Genomic DNA, 19596 nt, shown 5'->3' with positions numbered 1-19596 from the left:
AGGATAAAGCTCCGCAGAGTGATGGGATGCCGCAGAATCGCCTGCGGCACCTGAGTGTGTATCAGGCCAGTGTGTCGGCCTGAATGGCAGTCAACGCAATGGTGTAAACGATGTCGTCGACCTGAGCGCCGCGTGGCAGGTCGTTGACCGGCTTGCGCAGCCCTTGCAGCATCGGCCCCAGGCTCACGCAGTCAGCACTGCGCTGCACCGCTTTGTACGTGGTGTTACCCGTGTTCAGGTCCGGGAACACGAACACATTGGCGCGTCCAGCGACCGGGCTGTCAGGTGCCAGTTGCCGAGCGACGTGCTCGTTGGCGGCCGCATCATACTGCAGCGGCCCGTCGATCAATAGATCACGCTGGGTTTCACGCGCCAGTTGCGTGGCTTCGCGGACTTTCTCGACCTCTTCACCGCTGGCCGAGTTGCCACTCGAATAGCTGATCATCGCCACGCGAGGCGAAATACCGAACGCGATGGCGGAATCAGCGCTTTGCAGGGCGATCTCGGCCAGTTCGCTGGCGCTCGGGTGCGGGTTCATGATGCAGTCGCCATAGACCAGCACCTGCTCGGGAAAGAGCATGAAGAACACCGATGACACCAGCGTGCAGCCCGGCGCGGTCTTGATCAGTTGCAGGGCCGGGCGGATGGTGTTGGCCGTGGAGTGAACGACGCCCGACACCAGTCCGTCGACCTCGTCCAGCGCCAGCATCACGGTACCGATCACCACCGGGTCTTCAAGCTGCTGCTCGGCCATGGGCGCGTTCAGGCTTTTGCTCTTGCGCAGCTCCACCATCGGCGCGACATAGCGCTCGCGAATCAGGTCCGGGTCCAGAATCTCCAGACCTGGCGGCAGCTCGATGCCGTGGGCCTGTGCGATGGCCTGCACCTCTTCGGGCTTTGCCAGCAGCACGCAGCGCGCAATGCCGCGCGCCTGACAGATCGCGGCCGCCTGAATGGTCAGTGGCTCGTTGCCTTCCGGTAGCACGATGCGTTTGTTGGCCGATTGCGCACGCTGAATCAACTGATAGCGGAACACCGCAGGCGACAAACGCAGTTCGCGCGGCGTACCGCAACGCTGATGCAGCCATTTGGCGTCCAGATGGCTAGCGACGAAGTCGGTGATGATTTCCGCGCGTTCGCGGTCATCGATGGGGATTTCCTTGTTCAGCTGGTTAAGGCGGTTGGCCGTGTCGTAGGAACCGGTGCTCACCGACAGCACCGGCAAGCCTGCCTGCAACGCGCCTCGGCACAGCTCCATGATGCGCGGGTCGGGCACGGTATCGCTGGTCAGCAGCAGCCCCGCCAGCGGCACGCCGTTCATGGCCGCCAGACTGACCGCCAGAATGATGTCGTCGCGGTCGCCCGGCGTGACCACCAGCACCCCCGGCTTGAGCAGAGGCACCGTGTTGAGCACGGTCCGCGCACAGATGATGATCCGCGACATGCGGCGTTGATCGTAATCACCTGCATTGAGCACTTGCGCGCCCAGTAACTCGGCGACGTCACGGGTGCGCGGCGCGTTGAGTTCGGCTTGATAAGGAATGCAGCCCAGCAAGCGGAAGTCGCCATTGCGCAGCAGCGGCGAATGCTCTTTGAGGCGTGCGGCAAAGACTTCCATGCTTTCGTCGGTGCGCACTTTGTTGAGAATCACGCCCAGCACCTTCGGGTCCTTGGGGCCGCCGAACAGTTGCGCCTGCAATTCGACCCGCCCGGACAGTTCGGTCAACACTTCATTTTCCGGCGCGGAGACCAGAATGACTTCGGCATCCAGGCTCTTGGCCAGGTGCAGATTGACCCGTGCGGCGTAGCTTGCGCTGCGCGTCGGCACCATGCCTTCGACCACCAGCACGTCCTTGCCGACGGCTGCCTGCTGGTAAAGGCTGATGATTTCTTCGAGCAACTCATCGAGCTGGCCGTCACCCAGCATGCGCTCGACATGCGCCAGGCCAAGGGGCTTGGGTGGCTTGAGGCCGTGAGTGCGGGCCATCAATTCGGTGGAGCGTTCCGGCCCCAGGTCGCCGGGATGCGGCTGCGCAATGGGCTTGAAGAAGCCGACCTTGAGGCCTGCGCGCTCCAGAGTGCGCACAAGGCCAAGGCTGATGGAGGTCAACCCCACGCCAAAGTCTGTGGGGGCGATGAAAAACGTCTGCATAGGGTTTCTCGATTGAGCAGTGCAAGGGTTTCGGCGAAGGTGAACAGCCGACAACCGCAAAAAAAGACCGGGACCCGTCTAACGCGGATCCTCTTTGCCAAGACTATCGTTATCCGGGGCTTTCGCACACCAGCCGCAGTGAAAGCCCTGACCTATTTTCTGTTGGCGTCGAACAGGGTCCAGAACCCAGGCGCGCGATTGCCAGGGTGGCTGATGGCGAAGGTGCTGCGTATGCCCGCAGGACAGTACCGCAACCCAGTGCCGGTCCTCATCCTGCCTGAAATCGACAACCGTTGAATTTTCCAATTGGGCCCGTCTGTCAGAGTTGCGTTCGCTTTCGGGCGATGGCTTGGTTAAACTTGCTCGTTCTTCAATCTTAAGCAAAGGTCTTGTCCCCATGCCGATCGCCGCCAATAAGGCTGTCTCCATTGACTATACCCTGACCAACGACGCTGGTGAGGTCATCGACAGCTCCGCTGGCGGCGCGCCGCTGGTTTACCTGCAAGGTGCCGGCAACATCATCCCGGGCCTGGAAAAAGCCCTCGAAGGCAAGGACGTCGGTGACGAACTGAAAGTCGCCATCGAGCCGGAAGATGCCTACGGTGAATACTCCGCCGAGCTGGTCAGCACCCTGAGCCGCAGCATGTTCGAAGGCGTCGATGAGCTTCAGGTCGGCATGCAGTTCCACGCATCCGGCCCCGACGGCAGCATGCAGATCGTGACCATTCGCGACCTGGATGGCGATGACGTTACTGTCGACGGCAACCATCCACTGGCCGGTCAGCGTCTGAATTTCGACGTAAAAATCGTTAACGTCCGTGATGCCAGCGAAGAAGAAGTAGCTCATGGCCACGTTCATGGCGAAGGCGGCCATCATCACTGATTTGTGCTGCTAAGCTCAGGTCACTGACAAAGGCGCTCTGGCTGTTCTGCGATGACGACTTTCGTTACGCGTGCGGTCATTGCGCCTTTTCCGGTTCTTGCGCAGCGTTCGGGCTTCAAGGGGGTTCTTCATGAGTGCTTTTCACGATATCAAGCTGAAGGCGCTGGATGGCCATGAGCTTTCACTGGCGGATTTCAAGAACAACGTGGTTCTGGTCGTCAACGTGGCGTCAAAATGCGGGCTCACGCCGCAATACGCAGCGCTTGAGAACCTGTACCAGCGATACAAGGACAAGGGCCTGACGATTCTCGGTCTGCCGTGCAATCAGTTTGCAGGTCAGGAGCCGGGGAGCGAAAAAGAAATCGCCGAGTTCTGCGAGCTCAACTACGGCGTGACCTTTCCTCTGGGCGAAAAGCTGGAGGTCAACGGGCCGCAACGTCACCCGCTGTATCGCCTGCTGGCGGGCGAGGGGGCCGAGTTTCCGGGTGACATCACCTGGAACTTCGAAAAATTCCTGGTTCGTAAAAGCGGGGAAGTGATCGCGCGTTTCTCGCCGCGCACGCTGCCTGATGACGCTACTGTCATTCAGGCCATCGAAAAGGCCCTTGGCCTGAGTTGATTGTCCGCCCGGGTGGCCTGCAAGGCGTTGGCCACCCTCTCGCCCACGCGGCTTTTAGATCAAAATCAGTCAAATCAATAGTACTGGGCCTGCGCTCGCAGTGCGCCCTATGCTGCGCCTTTGATTCGGCATCCGCGCCGAATCGCCGATACCCCATCCTCACTGGAGACCCGCGCATGCCGGTAAAAGCCTTGTTCACACCCTTTCAACTGGGCAGCCTGGAATTATCGTCTCGTGTGGTCATGGCGCCGATGACGCGCTCTTTTTCGCCAGGCCATGTGCCAAATTCGAAGGTGATCGAATACTACCGACGTCGCGCTGCTGCAGGCGTCGGGCTGATCATCACTGAAGGTACGACGGTGAATCACAAGGCCTCCAACGGCTACCCCAATGTTCCGCAGTTCTTCGGTGAGGCACCGCTGGCGGGCTGGAAGAACGTGGTCGATGCCGTGCACGCCGAAGGCGGCAAGATCGCTCCGCAGCTCTGGCATGTGGGCGCGGTTCGGCGTCTCGGTACGGAGCCCGACGGCAGCGTGCCTGCCTATGGACCCATGGAAAAGTCCAAGGATGGGCAGGTGCTCGTGCATGGCATGAGTAAACAAGACATCGATGACGTCGTCGCTGCCTTTGCCCAGGCGGCCGCTGACGCCAAGGCCATCGGTATGGATGGTGTGGAAATCCATGGCGCTCATGGTTACCTGATTGACCAGTTCTTCTGGGAAGGCAGCAACCAGCGCACCGACGAGTACGGCGGCAGCCTGGCCAATCGCTCGCGCTTTGCCATCGAGTTGATCGAGGCGGTGCGTGCGGCGGTCGGACCGGGCTACCCGATCATCTTTCGTTTCTCACAATGGAAGCAGCAGGATTACACCGCGCGTCTGGTTCAAACCCCGCAAGCACTCGGTGAATTCCTTCAGCCACTGTCGGATGCGGGTGTGGATATCTTTCACTGCTCCACCCGACGCTTCTGGGAACCTGAGTTCGAAGGTTCCGAGCTTAATCTGGCAGGCTGGACGCGCAAGCTGACCGGCAAACCAACCATCACCGTGGGCAGTGTCGGGCTGGATGGCGAGTTTCTGCAATTCATGGTCAACACCGATAAGGTCGCCCAGCCGGCCAGCCTTGAAAACCTGCTGGAGCGGCTGGGGAACGAAGAGTTCGATCTGGTGGCGGTCGGGCGTGCGCTGCTGGTTGACCCGGAGTGGGCGGTAAAAGTGCGCGAGGGGCGCGAGCAGGACATTCTGCCATTCAGTCGAGAGGCGCTGACGACGCTGGTCTGACGGGTTGACGCTTGGGCTTCCCGACCTCGGCGACAGGTTTCTGAGGCTGGCAGGCCTGCAGCAGTTGTCGCTCGAACTGATCGATGATCGTCGTCCATCCTTGCCTGCTGGCATGTTGTCTGGCGTTCAAGCGCACGCGGCGCAGGGTTTCGCTGTCTTCCAGCAGCCAGTGCGCCGCGTCGATAAACGCGGCTTCATCGCCAGGCATGGCTAGCGCGCCGTTATGGCCATGGCGAATGTGTTGCCCGGCGGCGGCTTCGTCATAAGCCACCACGCCCAGACCTGAAGCCAGTGCTTCGAGCACTACGTTGCCAAAGGTTTCAGTCAGGCTTGGAAACAGAAACAGGTCGCCCGATGCGTAGTGAGTCGCCAGCGTCTCGCCGCGCTGTGTGCCGCAGAAGATGGCCTCGGAAAGCTGTTGTTCGAGCACGGCACGCTGCGGACCGTCGCCCACGATAATCAACTTGAGAGTGCGTTGGGGATAACTGGCCCTCAAGGCCTCGAAGCTGGCCTTGAGCAGCCCCAGATTCTTTTCCGGTGCGAGCCTGCCGACATGAATCACCCCGATGTCACCCGGGTTCAGCCCCCAGCTTTCGCGCAGCGCCTGTGAACGTCTGGAGGGCGTGAACAATTGGCTGTCCACGCCGCGCGACAGCAGTTCGATCCGCTCGAAACCCCGCCGCTCCAGTTCCACCTTCTGACTGACGCTGGGCACCAGCGTGACGCGTGAACGATTGTGAAACCAGCGCAGGTAATGCGTGAGCAGGCGCGTGATGAACCCCATGCCGTATTGCTGCGTGTACTGCGGGAAGTTAGTGTGGAAACCGCTGATCACTGCGATCCCCAAGCGCCTGGCCGCACGCAACGCCGATAACCCCAGCGGCCCTTCCGTGGCGATGTAGAGCACATCAGGGCGTTTGCGCTGCCAGCGACGCAGCAACTTGTGCATCGACGACTGCCCCCACTGCAACCCCGGATAGCCCGGAATCGGCCAGCCCCGACACAGCATCAGGTCATCGGCCGCTCCCGACACCGCTTCTTCACTCTGACGCGGACGGATCAACTCGACCTTGTGTCCGCGCAAACGCAAGCCGTCACACAGCCGCCCCAGCGTGTTGGCGACGCCATTGATCTCGGGCGTGAAGGTCTCGGTGATAAGGGTGACATGCAAGGATTGGCTCATGAGAAGAGTGTCGGCTGAAGACGTGTCGGTTATGTGGCGGGTATGTGATGGATTTGTGATCGGTTGCCAAAGGGGGGACCAATTGTGGATACGGGATTCGGCCTGTCCTGTTCAAGACCGTTTATGGGCAGGACTACATCGCGTTAACTTTTTGCCTTTGACGGTGTGGGTTTTTTCTCTAAGTAGTTTGCGGTATTTATTTAAGGTTGTTTTATTGATCTTTTGAGTAACGTCGGGTTGTCGGATTTATATCCGTTCATCCATACAGTCGTCCGGCAGTGTCCTGGCAACTGTGTATAGACATGACTCAAGGATTGAAGACATGAAGTTTGACTTTAAAAAGTCGAAGCGTATTCGCTCGGCCGCAGGGATTGCATTGGCGCTTTGCGTTTTTTCAGGAACCACGACAGCGGGCAGTTATCAATCGTCGGTGAGGTTGCCGGTGATTCATTCAAAAGACTATTTATACAAGGCGGATTTGCCTGTTGGCAGAGGTGTGCCACCGGGTGCGGTGATTAAAAATGTCAGCTGGAACTGGAATGTCACAGGGTGGCCGAGGGGCATGGAGGTTTATTTGTGTCAGGTGCCAAGCACGTGCGTGAATATTTCTCGACAGAGGCAGGGTTCGAGCGCAGCGTTCAATCTTCAACTTGCGGATCGTCCCTTTATGTACACGCTTAGAATTAGCGGAGCGGGACGAGTGCCTGTTGCAGGGCAGTCGGGTAGCATCACTGTAAGTTGGTAAAAAATCATTATCCCGTCTTGAAGGAAATCAAGACGGGATATGGTTTACCAGTTCGCCATTTTCTTGAATCGATCAGGCAGTTGGTCGTTGAGATTCAGTAGTTTCTCCAGAATATTCATGTCAGTAGTTTGTCTGCTTTTTTCTATTGTATAAAGCTGCTTTCTTTGCTCCAGTAGCGAGGTGAGGGTAGTGGAAAAGTATGTACTGGATTCTTTGGTGACCGGTTCGCCCGTTACGGCGTATCGAATAATCGGATAGTCTGCAATGTCAATTAACTCAAAGGTTAGCGTGTTTTTCATGAGGTGATCAATCATGTTTTTTACATGTTTTGGTCCTGTTTTTGCCTCTTCAAGCATCTGTTCTTTTTGAGCTTTACCATTTGATCGTTCACTATCAAAGACTGATGGAGAAATCCGGTATCCCGTGTTGGGCTGTACCTGCTTCAACAATTGAAAGTTGCTGGGATGCGCTTCCTTTGACCGCGCTGCCTGAGCCGTCACAGAGGCAGAGACTCTCTCCAGCGCCGCAGGCCTGGCCGAAAACCCTTTTTCTTCAACCGCAGACCTGCGCTGCTCCAGACTCATGTTCTGCATAAACACTGAAGAGCGCGGTTGAGTGAGGCGATTCAATGTCGCGGACGCAGGCGGTATGGGGGTGCGGGCATTTGATGATTCAACCCCTTTCAATACCTGAGCAAATGAGCCTGAACGAGGGTGCAGCGTTTTCTCCAGTGCGGCTGACTGACGTGTTTGGCTCAGCCGGGAAGTGGCTGTAGAGGTGTCTATTTCCATGGCAGTGCTCTCCTGTTAGTTGAAACAGGTAGAGCAAGTCGAATGCCAGTTTTCTGGATTTTTCAGGTCCTACAGAAGTTCGCCGAGTAAATTCGGTTATATATTTTTTAGTCCTACATACACTTCCTACACCGTGGCATTTTGAGGGGAGACAAAAAATTGCCGTTCAAGGTGAATGGTTGCCGACGCATGAAGATTTCAGGGAAACACCGCACCGGTGAGCGACAAAAAAGAGGCTTCAATTATCGGTAGGTTCGTCGCTGAATGCACAGCGGTAGGCCTCTGCTGAAATGCCATGCCCCTCGGTTGATTGGCATGGTCATGCCGGGCAAGTCTGGGACTGTGCCCGGCATGATCCATTTTCAGCGGCAGATCCTGCGGTCAGAAAGCAGAATCGGTTAACCCAGGTCAGCGACCAGTTGTTGGATCAGTCGATAGACCGTTTCCAGGTCTGGCTCGGCAACGCGATGTTCGTCAGCGAAGGAATAGGCTTCGCTGAAAAGGCCGACGCTTGGCGAGAGGACAAAGCCCGCATCATTTTCATAGACGCAGTCCCAGGCTTCCTGGCTGATGGATTTGGAGAAAATCACCAGCCGCTCTTCCTGATTGTTGACGGCATTGATGTAGAGTTTATCGGGGTCGACCGACCATTTGGCCAGTTCGTTGACCAGAAACGCCCGGATCATTTCCTTGATTTCTTCGGCGTTGTTTTGCTTCGCGATGACATTCGGTTGGTTTTGGGTATTCATGATTTAACGTCCTTGTTAAGTTCATGTGTGTCATGCTTTCCAGAGTATGGCTTCACATGAACGGATGGGGTGAGGCCTTATTAAACCGCTAGAGCGGCAGTGAAGTGACATACATAGTTGTTGTCTTCAGTTATTTGCTTGCCGGGCAGGACGCCCGGCATTTCCACCTGAGCCTCAGGTCCGGGCTACGGATGTCGGCAACGCGTCAGCACCGCGCTCGCGCACCCAGAATAACGTCGCACCTGCTACCGCTGCGGGCATCATCAGCAGGTTGACCACCGGAATCAGCAGCGCAACGTACACGATGCCGCCGAAGCTCAGGCTCTGCCAACGTTTGCTCTTGAGCCAGGCAAGCATTTCGTTCCAGCCCAGCTTGTGGTTGTCGGCGGGGTAATCGATGTACTGGATCGCCATCATCCACACCCCGAACAGCAGCCACAGCGGCGCGGCAATGATGTTGACGACCGGGATGAAGGACAGGACGAACAGCCCCAGCATACGTGGCAGCATGTAGCCCAGCTTGCGGGCTTCACGCGCCAGGGTGCGCGGCACCATGGCAACCAGCTCGGCCCAACTGAAGGCTGGGGACTCGTCAACGCCGCGCACCACGGCTTCGACCTTTTCCGACAGAAATCCGTTGAAGGGCGCGGCGATGATATTGGCGATCATGGTGAAGGTGAAGAACACCATCAGCAGTACCAGCGCCACGAACAATGGCCAAAGGATGTAACTGAGAAAACTGAGCCAGTGTGGAAGCGTAGGCATGAAGGCATCGACCCAGATTTCAAACTGGTGGATTGCCAGGTAAATCACTGCGCAGAACAGCACCAGGTTGATGCTCAATGGCAGCAGGACGAACAGACGCAGCCCTGGGCTGAGGACCAGTTTCAGGCCTTCGCTGAGGTATTGCGGGCCGGTGAGGGCGGGAGCGGGCATGGCAGCCTCCGAAAGCTGGAAAGGCGTGACCTTACCGGCTTTGCGATAGCGGTGAAAGAGCCGCTTGCAAGGGTTTTTGGTCAGCGCCGTCCGACTCGCCGTCCCAACCGTGATCGATAGATGGAGTCGTCTGGCAACAGCCTTATAAATGGTATGGGCACGCGGGTGGCGTTCTATAGAAGTGACCTATGAGGTGGATTGTGAAACGATATTTCCTTACTCTTTCCCACCCCGATAGGCTTGTCAGCAATTTCAGGACCTGTCCTTTCAATTTTCATGGAGTTATCAATGAGCGTACTGGTCAACAAGCTAGCCCCGGATTTCGACGCAGCAGCAGTATTGGGTGACGGTTCCATCGTCGATAGCTTCAAGCTGTCCTCCCTGCGCGGCAAATACGTGGTCTTGTTCTTCTGGCCGCTGGACTTCACGTTTGTCTGCCCTTCGGAAATCATTGCCCATAACAACCGTATCGCCAGGTTTCGCGATCTGGGTGTTGAAGTGGTTGGCGTTTCCATCGATTCGCAATTCACCCACTTCGCGTGGCGCAACACTCCGGTAGAAAAAGGCGGCATCGGCGAGGTCGAGTTCACCATGGTGGCTGACGTCAAACACGAGATCACCCGCGCCTACGGCATCGAGCACGATGACGGTGTGGCACTGCGCGCCTCCTTCCTGATCGACAAGGCTGGCGTTGTTCAGCACCAGGTGGTGAATAACCTGCCGCTGGGCCGTGACGTGGACGACATGGTGCGCCTGGTCGAAGCGCTGCAGTTCACTGAAGAGCACGGCGAAGTCTGCCCTGCAGGCTGGCGTCCAGGCCAGAAAGGGATGAAGGCTGACGCCCGGGGCGTTGCCGACTATCTGGCATCCAACGCCAAGAGCCTGTAACTGATTGTGCCGATCCGGCTGACGGTCGGATCGTCGCAGCAGAATTCTCAGGACGGCTGAGCGGTCTCGGATTTCTCAGCCATCCTTACTTATCCAGCCGTTCCGACCGCGGCGTAAACGGTCGGTCGATAGGAGTGTGTCATGTCAGACGTACGTCATTCCCGAGTGATCATTCTCGGTTCCGGCCCTGCCGGTTACAGCGCTGCGGTGTACGCCGCACGCGCCAACCTCAAGCCGCTGCTCATCACCGGCATGCAGGCTGGCGGTCAGCTGACCACGACCACTGAAGTCGATAACTGGCCGGGCGACCCCCATGGCCTGACCGGTCCGGTCCTGATGGAACGCATGCGTGAGCACGCCGAGCGTTTCGAGACCGAGATCGTGTTCGATCACATTAACTCGGTCGATCTGGCCGGCAAGCCATTCAGCCTGCAGGGCGACAGCGCAACCTACACCTGCGACGCGTTGATCATCGCGACCGGTGCCAGCGCCCGTTACCTGGGCCTGCCATCGGAAGAAGCGTTCATGGGCAAGGGCGTGTCTGCCTGTGCCACGTGCGACGGCTTCTTCTACCGCAATCGTGAAGTGGCTGTTGTCGGGGGTGGTAACACGGCTGTGGAAGAGGCGCTGTACCTGGCCAACATCGCGAGCAAGGTGACACTGGTTCACCGCCGTGAGACGTTCCGTGCCGAGAAGATCCTGATCGATAAGCTGCATGCACGCGTCGCCGAAGGCAAGATCGAGCTCAAGCTCAACGCTACGCTGGATGAAGTGCTGGGCGATAACATGGGCGTGACCGGCGCTCGCCTGAAAAACAACGACGGCAGCACCAGCGAACTGAAAGTTGACGGCGTGTTCATTGCCATCGGCCACACCCCGAACACGTCGCTGTTCGACGGCCAGCTGGCGTTGAAGGACGGCTACATGGTTGTGCAGGGCGGCCGTGAAGGCAACGCCACTGCGACCAGCGTCGAGGGCGTATTCGCAGCGGGCGATGTGGCTGACCACGTCTACCGTCAGGCGATCACCTCTGCCGGCGCGGGCTGCATGGCTGCACTGGACGTGGAACGTTATCTGGACGGACTGGCGAACGCCTCGTTCTGATTGCGTTTTTCAGGTGTAAAAAAACCGGCCTTGTGCCGGTTTTTTGTGGGCTTCACTCGCTGTACGACACAACAGGTTGCTCCACTGCCCTGTCGTAAGCCTTCGTGGACAAGTCCACTCCTACGGGCTGAGTGTAATCGTGGGAGCGGACTTGTCCGCGAAGAGGCACGCGTGATATGCCCATGGGCCTGTCGCGGAGTAGCCGGCTGTTTCAGCCTTTACGTTTCAGCGGTTCACCTTCGAACTTCACGCCTGCCAGGCCGTGCTTGATCAGGGCGCGAATGTTGCCGTGGTCGCTGCCCTCTGGCGTAGCGACTACCGAACGGTAGTGTTCGCCGAATGCGAGTAACGCTTCTTCGTCGCTCAGGCCTTCCAGCAGGGCCATGCCCAGGGTCTTGCACGAGCCTTCGTTCTGGCCCGATGCGTTGTCGACGTCGCCATTACGGAATGCTTGTGGCTGGTAGTCATACGTATCGGCGATGAAAGCCAGGGTGTCAGCGAAAGCGTGTTCGCCGCTGCGCAGCTGTGTGCGCAGGGTGTTCAGGTCAGTCATGCTTGGGTTCCTTACTGAAGGCAGCCTGTTGCTCGGCGCTGGCTTCTTTCTGGTAGTGAGCTTTCCACTCGCTGTACGGCATGCCGTAGACCACTTCACGGGCGTCATCGAGGCTGATGTCGATGTGTTTTTCGTCTGCGGCGGCCTTGTACCATTTGGACAGGCAGTTGCGGCAGAAGCCGGACAGGTTCATCAAGTCGATGTTCTGGACATCCTTGCGGCTGTCCAGATGCGCGACCAGTCGGCGAAAGGCGGCGGCTTCGAGTTCGAGGCGTTCTTGCTCGGTCATGACGGGCTCTTTTCAGTCAGTAAAGTCGCGTCATGATAAGAGTTTCAGCGTTGACCGGCGAGCGTGATCGAGACTGACTCGGCAAAACGCAGCGCATGCGGCTTGTCGACTTCCACTTCAGCGTACGTCACGGCCTGATGGGTCATCACCAGATCGAGCACTTCCTGGGTCAATCTTTCCAGCAATGCAAAGCGATTGCCTTCCACATGCTGAATGATCGCCTTGGTGATAGTGCGGTAGTTGAGCGCGTGTTCGATATCGTTGTCGCGGACCGCTTCCTGAGCTGCATACAGAATCGTCAGGTTGATCAACACGTCCTGCTTGTTGAGGATCTCGTCTTCATTGATGCCAATGAAGGTGCGCAGGCGCAGGTCCTTGACGCGAATGCGTGCGGTGCCGGGTTCCAGGCGTGCCATTACTCTTTGCTCCTTCCGATCAGTTGCAGGAACTCCATGCGCGTCGTGCTCGATTCGCGAAAAGCACCCAGCATGACCGAAGTGTTCATGGTCGAGTTCTGCTTTTCGACACCGCGCATCATCATGCACATGTGCTTGGCCTCGATCACAACAGCCACGCCGGACGCACCGGTCACGTCCCGGATCGCCTCGGCGATCTGGCGCGTCAGGTTCTCCTGAATCTGCAGGCGCCGGGCGAACATGTCCACGATGCGTGCGATCTTGGACAGACCCACCACCTTGCCGGTCGGAATGTAAGCGACGTGGGCCTTGCCGATGAAGGGCAGCAGGTGGTGTTCGCACAACGAGTACAGCTCGATGTTCTGGACGATGACCATTTCATCGTTGTCTGACGCGAACAGGGCGCCGTTGACGATTTCTTCAACGCTCTGGGTGTAGCCATGACACAGGTACTGCATCGCCTTGGCGGCGCGCTTTGGTGTGTCCAGAAGACCTTCGCGATCCGGATCTTCACCGAGGCCGACCAGAATGTCTCGATAATGCTGTGGCAGGGATAAACTCATCAGATTGATCCTCGGGGCGGCCTACTTGACGTGCCGTCCGCCGTTTACGGTCAGTGTTGTGCCGGTGACATAAGTGCTGTCCAGAAGGTAGCGCAGGCTCTGGTAGATCACTTCTGCACCAGGCTCTATGCCCAGCGCCGACTTGGCGAGGGCTTTGGCGCGATATGCTGCGTCGTCCTTGGGTTGGAACATCAGCAGTGCCGGAGCAATGCCATTGACCTTGATGCGCGGCGCGAGCCGAGCGGCGAATGACAGTGTCAGGCTTTCCAGGCCTGCCTTGCTGGCGCAATACGCGATGTGCTTGCTGCTGCCTTTGCGCGTGACGTCGTCGCTGATGTGAACGATGTCGGCCACCTCGCTGGCGTGCAGCAACGGCGCGCAGTGCAGGTTGATCAGATAAGGCGCAAGCATGTGTACGCTGAACATGCGGGCAAATTGTTCCGCTTCCTCGCCTGGCGTTTCCGTCAGCCATTCGGAAGCGTTGTGCACGATGGCACGCAGACGGTCGGTATGGTTTTTCAGCTCGGCGATAAACGCCATGATGCCCGCTTCGGTCGCGAAATCACCCTTGAGGGCGACAGCGCCTGCCCGACGCAGCTCATCGACACTCGGCCGCTCGCTGCGGTAGCTGATGATGACCGGCTGCCCTTGCTCCAGTAGACGCTGTGCGCAATGCAGACCCACACGCTGGCTGGCGCCGGTGATCAGGATCGGGGCAGAAGAAATGTCCATCGGCAGTTCACGCATCGGGTTGGTGAGAGGGCATCTGCAATCCAGTCGGAAAACAACCTGCTTCAAAATGTTGTCCAGACTGACGGTAAACTTATACCAGAGAATTTTTTTGTACAACCCTGATTGCCACAAGACTGCCGCTCATTGTGCGAATGGCGCGTCTGCCGGGCGAAAATAAGGGTTTGATCGGTTTTTGCGACGTGGCAGGACCTGTACCGATTTGTGAATCCTGTACAGGTCTTGTCGCGGTTATCGGGAGGAGGCGGAGTGCGTTCTGCGTGCAGCCGGGGCTGGCGAGTTCTGCAGCCAGCGGGCGAGCAGGCGTGTGGACAGCGGGATGAACAGGTACACCATCAGCGGCGTCAGCACGGCTGTGCTGATCATGATGCGTGGCAGCAGATCAAGATGATTGAGCAGTGGGCCCAGCAGAAAGTTGAAGATCAACGACACCGGGAAGAAGGCAAGCCATATCGCGACGGCCTGTTTCCAGCGTGGCGGGCGTTGATCGGCAGTTCCGAACCATCCGTCTATGCCGCTCACTCGATGCTCTGAGGGTTGGGCAAAGAGACCACTGCCGCGCACCAGCCAGGAGCGTCGCGACGCGGAATGCTCCCAGGTGTGCATGGTCTGCTCGTCGGCAAAGCGGAAGATAATCTGGAATTCATCGTCTCCCGGCGGAGGAGCCAGCACGCCGGAGCCGAGGTAGCCGGGAAAGTCGGTAGCCAGTTGTTCGCCCTCATGCAGCCAGGCGATCAACTCTTGATAGCGGCCATGGGCAACACGGCGCGCGACCATCAGCGTGACGGGTGAGGTAGACATTGTGTATCTCCGGTAGAGGCGTGAGATTCCCGGATAGGGAGGTCACATGACAGGGCACCGGGGTGGTGGGCCGCGTCAGCTTCAGTCAGAAGCAAGCAAGGATTATTCCCGAATCCCGTTAAAACAAGTAGAACTTTATGACAGGTCACGGGACTCAGACCTTAAGGTTGCCGAAATAGACCTCTCGATGAGGCTGTTTACAATGTGGGGCACGCTAATAAGTGACGATCGGTATGAGCCATTCCACCCATGACAGTATTGTCGGAAAGGATCCCGACCCCGATTTCAAATACAAAGAGCTGTTTCCCATTCGTGAAGTTGCCCGGCTGACGGGCATCAACCCGGTCACGCTGCGTGCCTGGGAGCGTCGCTATGGGTTGATTCAGCCCACGCGCACTGCAAGTGGGCATCGTCTTTATTCGTCGTCGGATATCGAGACCGTGCGTCGTATCCTGGCCTGGACAGAGCGCGGCGTTGCGGTCAGCAAAGTGAGCAGGATGCTGGCGCGTACCGAGAACGCCCCTGTTCAGTCCGATACGTCACTCGACCCGATATCGCTAACCGACCGGGCCCGTTGGCAGGCGATGTTGCGTGAAGCCATCGGACGGTTCGATGAGCATCGACTTGAGCAGGTGTATGGGCAGGTGTTTTCCACCTGCTCGTTGACGGTGGTGTTCGAAGACATTCTCATGCCGATCTGGCGCGACCTGCTGCTGGATAAGGATACGTTCGGGTGTACCAGTGAATGGCTGTTCCTCGACGCATTCCTGCAGAGCCGTGTTCAGCAACGTTTGCAGATGGCAATCGAGCCAGGTACGTCCTGTGTGCTACTTGCCGGCCTGCCCGAACAGGGCTGGGCGCTTGAGTTATGGGTGGCGGGATTGCTGATGGGCAGTTCCGGGCACAGCGTTCGGGTATTGCCTGTCGGCCAGCCTTTCGAGGAGCTTGGCCTGGTGTGCAACAGGATCAAGCCAGCAGCGCTCGTGCTGTTTTCCAATAGCCCGCCGGCCACAGGATTTCCCGCGCGTCTGATTCGACTGGCGCTGGCGATCGACTGCCCGGTGTTACTGGCTGGCGAAGCGGCGCATCTTGCGGGCGAAGAGCTCGCAGGGTCCGTCATTGGCTGTCTGGGCAGTGACGGTCATTCCATGCGGCAACAGTTGAGGCGGTTCATGGCCGGTGTGATGGACACATAAGCGTGGGGAGAAGGGCGAGCGTTTAGCCGTGCAAGGCGGGGTGTATGCGCTGGTGTTCCTGCAAAATGTACTGGCGCAATCGCTCTGCATCTTCCTTGTTTTGACTTAGGCGATAGGCCCCGATGTTATTGTCCTTGAGGCGTTCGAGCTTGCCGCGCATGGCGATCGGCACCAGCCCCGGCGGATTGAACCAGGCAACAAAGTGCTTCGGCAGCTTGCGCTGCTTTCGGCATTCCAGCAAAACGCCCTTGAACGAAAGTTCATGAACCCAAAGCGACGTCAGCGCGCCTTTTTCGGTTTCCAGTGGTACGGGCTCTTCCAGCACAAGGCGCCATGGGCGAATCTGCGGCCCTTCCTCGAAAATGCTGGGCGCGCCCAGTTCAAGGTGCAGCGCGTGAAATTCATCTTCCACCAGATGCAGCGGGAAATTCATCTGCTGGTTCTTGAACTGGGCGTGGATGGTCACCTGCTCATGAGCCGCCAGGCGCGTCAACAAATCCTGGATCTGCACGCCGCCGTTGACCAGCAGACTGCGCGTGCTGTCACGCACGTTCAGTTTGGGGTTGCGCTGCATGCCCTGGATGAAATCCAGTTCAGCTTGCGTGAGGAGTGAATCAGGTTGCATGGCGTAACTCGGACTAACCGGTAATTGAAGAAAAAGACCATTGGATCCGCATGACGTTCCTGCCGCTCGTCGTATTTTCAGCTATTTCCCGCTTTCAGTGCTTCAATTTCTGCCCTGGCCTCTGCCAACTGTTTCACAAGTTCTTCGATTCGTTGCTCATTCTGCACCTGCGTGGTGACATCTTTCTGAATGCCGATGTAATACATCAACTGGTCGGCTTCGTTGCGCACCGGCGTGATAGACAGCTCGTTCCAGAACGTACCGCCGTCCTTGCGGTAGTTGCGCAGGATCTGACGGCAAGACTGACCGTCGCGTATTGCGTTATGGATCGCCTCAAGTGCCTCGGGCTGGCTGTCGGTTGCCTGGAGAAATCGACAGTCCTGATAGAGGACTTCCTCCGGGGAGTAACCGGTGAGCGCGGTAAAGCCCTTATTGGCATAGATCAGGATGGTGTCTTCACCTTCCTGCTCGGCAACGACGATACCGTCGGTCGAAGCGTCTATTACCTGTTGCAGCAAGGTTGCACTGATCATCGCGTACCCGTCCTGATAGTTCAGCGCTACATTCTAGAGCCGCGAGCGGCCAGAGTGCGAGTCACGTTGTCATGCCTGACTGGACAGGGCTGAAATGACGTCCATGCCTGGGGCATACTGTCGCCCTTTTTCAAACTGCCAAAGGATGAGTCATGAGAGTCGCCATTATATGCGGTTCGGTCTACGGATCGGCCGAAGAGGTGGCCCGGCATGCTGGCGCCCTGTTGCGTTCGGCCGGACACGAGGCATTGCTCAACCCACGTATCACCCTGCCCGAACTGTTGGCCTTCGAGCCTCAGGCGCTGCTGGCGGTGACCTCGACCACGGGAATGGGCGAGCTGCCGGACAACATCATGCCGATCTACTCCCAGCTTCGGGACCAATTGCCCGCTGCCCTGCGTGGGCTGCCGGGTGGTGTGATCGGTCTGGGAGACGCCAGTTACGGCGATACGTTCTGCGCGGGCGGCGAGCAGTTGCGTGAGCTGTTCGCAGAGCTGGGTGTCAATCAGGTGCAACCGCTGCTGCAACTCGATGCGAGCGAGAGCGTGACGCCTGAAAGCGATGCCGAACCATGGCTCGCCGAGTTCATCACGCACCTGGGCTGAAACTATCGCGCTGCGTTATCGCGCACCATTCAGCGGCGGCCGTATTGATTGTGACGCGTGCGGTGCTGGACGACACTCATTGCCTATATTCCTCTGCCAGTGGAGCCAGCAATGAGCGAGTCCGTGCGTTTTGAAGACAAAGTGGTCGTTGTGACAGGCGCCGGTGGCGGCCTTGGGCGCGCCCATGCGCTGCTGTTCGCAAAGCACGGGGCCCGGGTGGTGGTCAACGACCTGGGTGGCTCGGCGCACGGCGAAGGTGCCAATGCCTCGGCTGCCGACCGTGTGGTGGCAGAGATTCGCGAAGCAGGTGGCACGGCGGTCGCCAACCATGACTCGGTCACCGACGGCGGGCACATTGTCCAGCATGCGCTGGACGCGTTCGGCCGCATCGACGTCGTGGTCAACAACGCTGGCATTCTTCGGGACAAGACCTTCGCCAAGATGGAGGACGCCGACTGGGACCTGGTTTATCGCGTGCATGTGGAAGGTGCCTACAAAGTCACTCACGCGGCATGGCCTTATCTGCGCGAGCAGAATTTTGGCCGGGTTATTTTCACGTCATCAACGTCAGGCATTTACGGCAATTTCGGGCAGTCCAACTACGCGACGGCAAAACTTGGGCTGTATGGCCTGACGCGTACCCTGGCGCTGGAAGGACGCAAGAACCGGATATTCGTCAACGCCATCGCCCCGACCGGCGGCACGCGCATGACCGAGGGCCTGATACCGGCCAATGTATTCGAGTTGCTCAAGCCCGAACTGGTCAGCCCTCTGGTGGTGTATCTGGGCAGTGAGTCTTGCCAGGAAAGCGGCAGCCTGTTCGAAGTGGGCGGCGGCTGGATCGGCAAGGTTCGTTGGGAGCGCAGCCTGGGTGCCTGTTTTGATCCTCACGCGGGCTTCAGCCCGCAGGATGTCGCCGACCACTGGCAGGCCATTGGTGATTTTGAAGGCGCGGCACACCCGGCAGACAATATCGAGGCATTGAAAGAAATGATGGCCAATTTGCAGAAGTCTGTGGGGTAAGTTTCCGTGATAGCAGGCCGGGTGAAGCAGGACTGTTTCGCCTCGGTCTATCCAGCATGACGTATATATTTATATTTCCTGAGGCGTCAGTTGTCTTCAGAGTAAGAAATATCTAATGGTGTTGTAGGGTTTTTCCGTTATTCAAGTAAGTCAGGTATGGATTTTTTTAACGCTATTCATTAAATCACCCGTTCTCCGATATGACTGCTGAACGCTTTGATAATCGGAGAACATTATGGCCAGATCAATCTGGGGCGACCTTCCGCCCTTTGAAATCCAGACACCCCCGCCACGGGTCAAGAACAAGAAAGCTTCCGTTCAGGTCAGTCAGGTGCTCAGGGAGGTCGGCGAGAACGCGATTGCGCTCAACTCGTTCGAAATGGAAAAACGTAAATTGAAACCCTTGTTCAAGGATTTCAATCCCGAACAGATCACCCCCAGGCAACTCGGCAAGGCGGGCATGATGCTGTACAAGTTCGGTTTCATCGACAATCACACCGCGGAACTGTTGAACCGTGCCGGTGACGAGTTCGACAAAAAAGGCAACGTGCTCAATGCGGACAAGGAAATGAATGCACTTGAGTTCTTCGCAGGCCGCATTATCGATATGAAAGAAAAGACGTCGATGGGCGATCCTTACGCCAATGTGTTACTGCCCGACTACATCAGAGCCATTCATATCATTCAGAACCTTCACGTCTTCGCACAATCCGGAGACAGCCCCGATATACGCAAAATCCGCAATGATGAAAAAAACGGGGTCAAACCCAGTGCGGTCCACACCAAAGCCTGAGCCGTTCTTTGCGGACGGAAAAAAGCCGCTGCATACGCAGCGGCTAAACAGACGTTGATCAGAGAGCTGAAAAATCCACGTCATTCGAGGGCGCGCAGGGTAACGCCCATGAGGTGGTT

Annotated in this window: 24 protein-coding genes; 10 read left to right on the top strand and 14 right to left on the bottom strand. The window is 57.8% G+C overall.

Annotated elements, in window-relative coordinates; translation table 11 throughout:
• Positions 1-61: 61 nt before the first annotated feature.
• Positions 62-2152 carry a phosphate acetyltransferase gene (gene pta, locus H8S56_RS07195; RefSeq protein WP_024689457.1) on the bottom strand — a complete coding sequence of 697 codons (2091 nt, stop codon included), beginning with the start codon at positions 2150-2152 and terminating at the stop codon, positions 62-64.
• A gap of 78 nt (positions 2153-2230) precedes the next feature.
• The gene (locus tag H8S56_RS07190) at positions 2231-2536 is read right to left on the bottom strand and encodes a DUF3565 domain-containing protein (protein ID WP_187518238.1); all 306 of its coding nucleotides are present in this window, start codon (positions 2534-2536) and stop codon (positions 2231-2233) included.
• 13 nt (positions 2537-2549) lie between these two features.
• Here H8S56_RS07190 and H8S56_RS07185 point away from each other — a divergent pair, with 13 nt between their 5' ends.
• The 3 genes from H8S56_RS07185 to H8S56_RS07175 all read left to right on the top strand — a co-directional run bounded on the left by H8S56_RS07185 (position 2550) and on the right by H8S56_RS07175 (position 4934).
• A complete protein-coding gene (locus H8S56_RS07185; RefSeq protein WP_024689456.1) occupies positions 2550-3035 on the top strand; it encodes an FKBP-type peptidyl-prolyl cis-trans isomerase in 486 nt (161 codons plus the stop codon).
• Between the two features lie 130 nt (positions 3036-3165).
• Positions 3166-3654, top strand: coding sequence for a glutathione peroxidase (locus tag H8S56_RS07180; RefSeq protein ID WP_024689455.1), 489 nt, complete (start codon positions 3166-3168; stop codon positions 3652-3654).
• 176 nt (positions 3655-3830) lie between these two features.
• Positions 3831-4934: an NADH:flavin oxidoreductase gene (locus H8S56_RS07175; protein WP_024696365.1), complete on the top strand. Its 1104-nt coding sequence runs from the start codon at positions 3831-3833 to the stop codon at positions 4932-4934.
• Here H8S56_RS07175 and H8S56_RS07170 read toward each other — a convergent pair.
• Positions 4903-6117, bottom strand: coding sequence for a glycosyltransferase family 4 protein (locus tag H8S56_RS07170; RefSeq protein ID WP_187518237.1), 1215 nt, complete (start codon positions 6115-6117; stop codon positions 4903-4905). The genes H8S56_RS07175 and H8S56_RS07170 overlap by 32 nt on opposite strands.
• Positions 6118-6439: 322 nt before the next feature.
• On the opposite strand from H8S56_RS07170, the gene H8S56_RS07165 reads away from it, so the two are divergent.
• Positions 6440-6862, top strand: a complete 423-nt coding sequence (locus H8S56_RS07165) for a flagellar protein FlhE (protein WP_187518236.1) — start codon at positions 6440-6442, stop codon at positions 6860-6862.
• A gap of 44 nt (positions 6863-6906) precedes the next feature.
• Here the strand turns inward: H8S56_RS07165 and H8S56_RS07160 are convergent, their stop codons facing one another.
• The 3 genes from H8S56_RS07160 to cysZ form a co-directional block, all read right to left on the bottom strand.
• Positions 6907-7653 (bottom strand): hypothetical protein, encoded by a 747-nt coding sequence (locus tag H8S56_RS07160; protein ID WP_187518235.1) that lies wholly within the window; start codon positions 7651-7653, stop codon positions 6907-6909.
• A 398-nt stretch (positions 7654-8051) separates the two neighbouring features.
• Positions 8052-8402 (bottom strand): hypothetical protein, encoded by a 351-nt coding sequence (locus tag H8S56_RS07155; RefSeq protein ID WP_187518234.1) that lies wholly within the window; start codon positions 8400-8402, stop codon positions 8052-8054.
• 174 nt (positions 8403-8576) lie between these two features.
• Positions 8577-9338, bottom strand: a complete 762-nt coding sequence (gene cysZ / locus H8S56_RS07150; RefSeq protein WP_235986752.1) for a sulfate transporter CysZ — start codon at positions 9336-9338, stop codon at positions 8577-8579.
• 288 nt (positions 9339-9626) lie between these two features.
• On the opposite strand from cysZ, the gene H8S56_RS07145 reads away from it, so the two are divergent.
• Together H8S56_RS07145 and trxB are read left to right on the top strand one after the other, a co-directional pair.
• Positions 9627-10226, top strand: coding sequence for a peroxiredoxin (locus tag H8S56_RS07145; RefSeq protein ID WP_187518233.1), 600 nt, complete (start codon positions 9627-9629; stop codon positions 10224-10226).
• 141 nt (positions 10227-10367) lie between these two features.
• On the top strand, positions 10368-11330 hold the full coding sequence (gene trxB / locus H8S56_RS07140; RefSeq protein ID WP_024689449.1) for a thioredoxin-disulfide reductase: 963 nt from the start codon (positions 10368-10370) through the stop codon (positions 11328-11330).
• Positions 11331-11541: 211 nt separating this feature from the next.
• Here trxB and H8S56_RS07135 read toward each other — a convergent pair whose 3' ends face one another.
• From H8S56_RS07135 to H8S56_RS07110, 6 genes are all read right to left on the bottom strand, one after another.
• A complete protein-coding gene (locus tag H8S56_RS07135) occupies positions 11542-11883 on the bottom strand; it encodes a HopJ type III effector protein (RefSeq protein ID WP_187518232.1) in 342 nt (113 codons plus the stop codon).
• Positions 11876-12172 carry a DUF1244 domain-containing protein gene (locus tag H8S56_RS07130; protein WP_024688639.1) on the bottom strand — a complete coding sequence of 99 codons (297 nt, stop codon included), beginning with the start codon at positions 12170-12172 and terminating at the stop codon, positions 11876-11878. Before H8S56_RS07130 ends, H8S56_RS07135 begins: the two co-directional genes overlap by 8 nt.
• 44 nt (positions 12173-12216) lie before the next feature.
• The gene (gene folX / locus H8S56_RS07125) at positions 12217-12588 is read right to left on the bottom strand and encodes a dihydroneopterin triphosphate 2'-epimerase (RefSeq protein ID WP_187518231.1); all 372 of its coding nucleotides are present in this window, start codon (positions 12586-12588) and stop codon (positions 12217-12219) included.
• The gene (folE, locus tag H8S56_RS07120; protein WP_024688637.1) at positions 12588-13151 is read right to left on the bottom strand and encodes a GTP cyclohydrolase I FolE; all 564 of its coding nucleotides are present in this window, start codon (positions 13149-13151) and stop codon (positions 12588-12590) included. The genes folX and folE overlap by 1 nt, the downstream gene beginning before the upstream one ends.
• Before the next feature lie 21 nt (positions 13152-13172).
• The gene (gene folM, locus H8S56_RS07115; RefSeq protein ID WP_167525021.1) at positions 13173-13877 is read right to left on the bottom strand and encodes a dihydromonapterin reductase; all 705 of its coding nucleotides are present in this window, start codon (positions 13875-13877) and stop codon (positions 13173-13175) included.
• A 255-nt stretch (positions 13878-14132) separates the two neighbouring features.
• Positions 14133-14702 (bottom strand): antibiotic biosynthesis monooxygenase, encoded by a 570-nt coding sequence (locus tag H8S56_RS07110; RefSeq protein WP_187518230.1) that lies wholly within the window; start codon positions 14700-14702, stop codon positions 14133-14135.
• Between the two features lie 233 nt (positions 14703-14935).
• Here H8S56_RS07110 and H8S56_RS07105 point away from each other — a divergent pair, with 233 nt between their 5' ends.
• Positions 14936-15898: a MerR family transcriptional regulator gene (locus H8S56_RS07105; protein WP_187518229.1), complete on the top strand. Its 963-nt coding sequence runs from the start codon at positions 14936-14938 to the stop codon at positions 15896-15898.
• Positions 15899-15920: 22 nt separating this feature from the next.
• On the opposite strand, the gene H8S56_RS07100 is transcribed toward H8S56_RS07105, so the two are convergent.
• Together H8S56_RS07100 and H8S56_RS07095 are read right to left on the bottom strand one after the other, a co-directional pair.
• Positions 15921-16523: a hypothetical protein gene (locus tag H8S56_RS07100; RefSeq protein WP_187518228.1), complete on the bottom strand. Its 603-nt coding sequence runs from the start codon at positions 16521-16523 to the stop codon at positions 15921-15923.
• Positions 16524-16600: 77 nt separating this feature from the next.
• Complete coding sequence (locus H8S56_RS07095) at positions 16601-17056, bottom strand: PAS domain-containing protein (RefSeq protein WP_187518227.1); 456 nt, start codon at positions 17054-17056, stop codon at positions 16601-16603.
• 152 nt (positions 17057-17208) lie between these two features.
• On the opposite strand from H8S56_RS07095, the gene H8S56_RS07090 reads away from it, so the two are divergent.
• The 3 genes from H8S56_RS07090 to H8S56_RS07080 all read left to right on the top strand — a co-directional run bounded on the left by H8S56_RS07090 (position 17209) and on the right by H8S56_RS07080 (position 19477).
• Positions 17209-17661, top strand: a complete 453-nt coding sequence (locus H8S56_RS07090) for a flavodoxin (RefSeq protein ID WP_024688631.1) — start codon at positions 17209-17211, stop codon at positions 17659-17661.
• Between the two features lie 111 nt (positions 17662-17772).
• Positions 17773-18684 carry an SDR family oxidoreductase gene (locus tag H8S56_RS07085; RefSeq protein ID WP_024688630.1) on the top strand — a complete coding sequence of 304 codons (912 nt, stop codon included), beginning with the start codon at positions 17773-17775 and terminating at the stop codon, positions 18682-18684.
• A 235-nt stretch (positions 18685-18919) separates the two neighbouring features.
• The gene (locus H8S56_RS07080) at positions 18920-19477 is read left to right on the top strand and encodes a hypothetical protein (RefSeq protein WP_024688629.1); all 558 of its coding nucleotides are present in this window, start codon (positions 18920-18922) and stop codon (positions 19475-19477) included.
• The last annotated feature ends 119 nt before the right edge of the window (positions 19478-19596 follow it).

The organism is Pseudomonas triticifolii, assembly GCF_014358015.1.
Classification (GTDB): Bacteria; Pseudomonadota; Gammaproteobacteria; order Pseudomonadales; family Pseudomonadaceae; genus Aquipseudomonas; species Aquipseudomonas triticifolii.
Note: the sequence above shows the minus strand (reverse complement) of the source record. Positions and strands in the feature narration are given on the sequence as shown.

What these genes read in the sequence shown, in the direction of transcription:
- pta (WP_024689457.1), bottom strand. Translation starts at nt 2,152, where the DNA reads ATGCAGACGTTTTTCATCGCCCCCACAGACTTTGGCGTGGGGTTGACC.
- H8S56_RS07185 (WP_024689456.1), top strand. Translation starts at nt 2,550, where the DNA reads ATGCCGATCGCCGCCAATAAGGCTGTCTCCATTGACTATACCCTGACC.
- H8S56_RS07180 (WP_024689455.1), top strand. Translation starts at nt 3,166, where the DNA reads ATGAGTGCTTTTCACGATATCAAGCTGAAGGCGCTGGATGGCCATGAG.
- H8S56_RS07175 (WP_024696365.1), top strand. Translation starts at nt 3,831, where the DNA reads ATGCCGGTAAAAGCCTTGTTCACACCCTTTCAACTGGGCAGCCTGGAA.
- H8S56_RS07170 (WP_187518237.1), bottom strand. Translation starts at nt 6,117, where the DNA reads ATGAGCCAATCCTTGCATGTCACCCTTATCACCGAGACCTTCACGCCC.
- H8S56_RS07165 (WP_187518236.1), top strand. Translation starts at nt 6,440, where the DNA reads ATGAAGTTTGACTTTAAAAAGTCGAAGCGTATTCGCTCGGCCGCAGGG.
- H8S56_RS07160 (WP_187518235.1), bottom strand. Translation starts at nt 7,653, where the DNA reads ATGGAAATAGACACCTCTACAGCCACTTCCCGGCTGAGCCAAACACGT.
- H8S56_RS07155 (WP_187518234.1), bottom strand. Translation starts at nt 8,402, where the DNA reads ATGAATACCCAAAACCAACCGAATGTCATCGCGAAGCAAAACAACGCC.
- cysZ (WP_235986752.1), bottom strand. Translation starts at nt 9,338, where the DNA reads ATGCCCGCTCCCGCCCTCACCGGCCCGCAATACCTCAGCGAAGGCCTG.
- H8S56_RS07145 (WP_187518233.1), top strand. Translation starts at nt 9,627, where the DNA reads ATGAGCGTACTGGTCAACAAGCTAGCCCCGGATTTCGACGCAGCAGCA.
- trxB (WP_024689449.1), top strand. Translation starts at nt 10,368, where the DNA reads ATGTCAGACGTACGTCATTCCCGAGTGATCATTCTCGGTTCCGGCCCT.
- H8S56_RS07135 (WP_187518232.1), bottom strand. Translation starts at nt 11,883, where the DNA reads ATGACTGACCTGAACACCCTGCGCACACAGCTGCGCAGCGGCGAACAC.
- H8S56_RS07130 (WP_024688639.1), bottom strand. Translation starts at nt 12,172, where the DNA reads ATGACCGAGCAAGAACGCCTCGAACTCGAAGCCGCCGCCTTTCGCCGA.
- folX (WP_187518231.1), bottom strand. Translation starts at nt 12,588, where the DNA reads ATGGCACGCCTGGAACCCGGCACCGCACGCATTCGCGTCAAGGACCTG.
- folE (WP_024688637.1), bottom strand. Translation starts at nt 13,151, where the DNA reads ATGAGTTTATCCCTGCCACAGCATTATCGAGACATTCTGGTCGGCCTC.
- H8S56_RS07110 (WP_187518230.1), bottom strand. Translation starts at nt 14,702, where the DNA reads ATGTCTACCTCACCCGTCACGCTGATGGTCGCGCGCCGTGTTGCCCAT.
- H8S56_RS07105 (WP_187518229.1), top strand. Translation starts at nt 14,936, where the DNA reads ATGAGCCATTCCACCCATGACAGTATTGTCGGAAAGGATCCCGACCCC.
- H8S56_RS07100 (WP_187518228.1), bottom strand. Translation starts at nt 16,523, where the DNA reads ATGCAACCTGATTCACTCCTCACGCAAGCTGAACTGGATTTCATCCAG.
- H8S56_RS07095 (WP_187518227.1), bottom strand. Translation starts at nt 17,056, where the DNA reads ATGATCAGTGCAACCTTGCTGCAACAGGTAATAGACGCTTCGACCGAC.
- H8S56_RS07090 (WP_024688631.1), top strand. Translation starts at nt 17,209, where the DNA reads ATGAGAGTCGCCATTATATGCGGTTCGGTCTACGGATCGGCCGAAGAG.
- H8S56_RS07085 (WP_024688630.1), top strand. Translation starts at nt 17,773, where the DNA reads ATGAGCGAGTCCGTGCGTTTTGAAGACAAAGTGGTCGTTGTGACAGGC.
- H8S56_RS07080 (WP_024688629.1), top strand. Translation starts at nt 18,920, where the DNA reads ATGGCCAGATCAATCTGGGGCGACCTTCCGCCCTTTGAAATCCAGACA.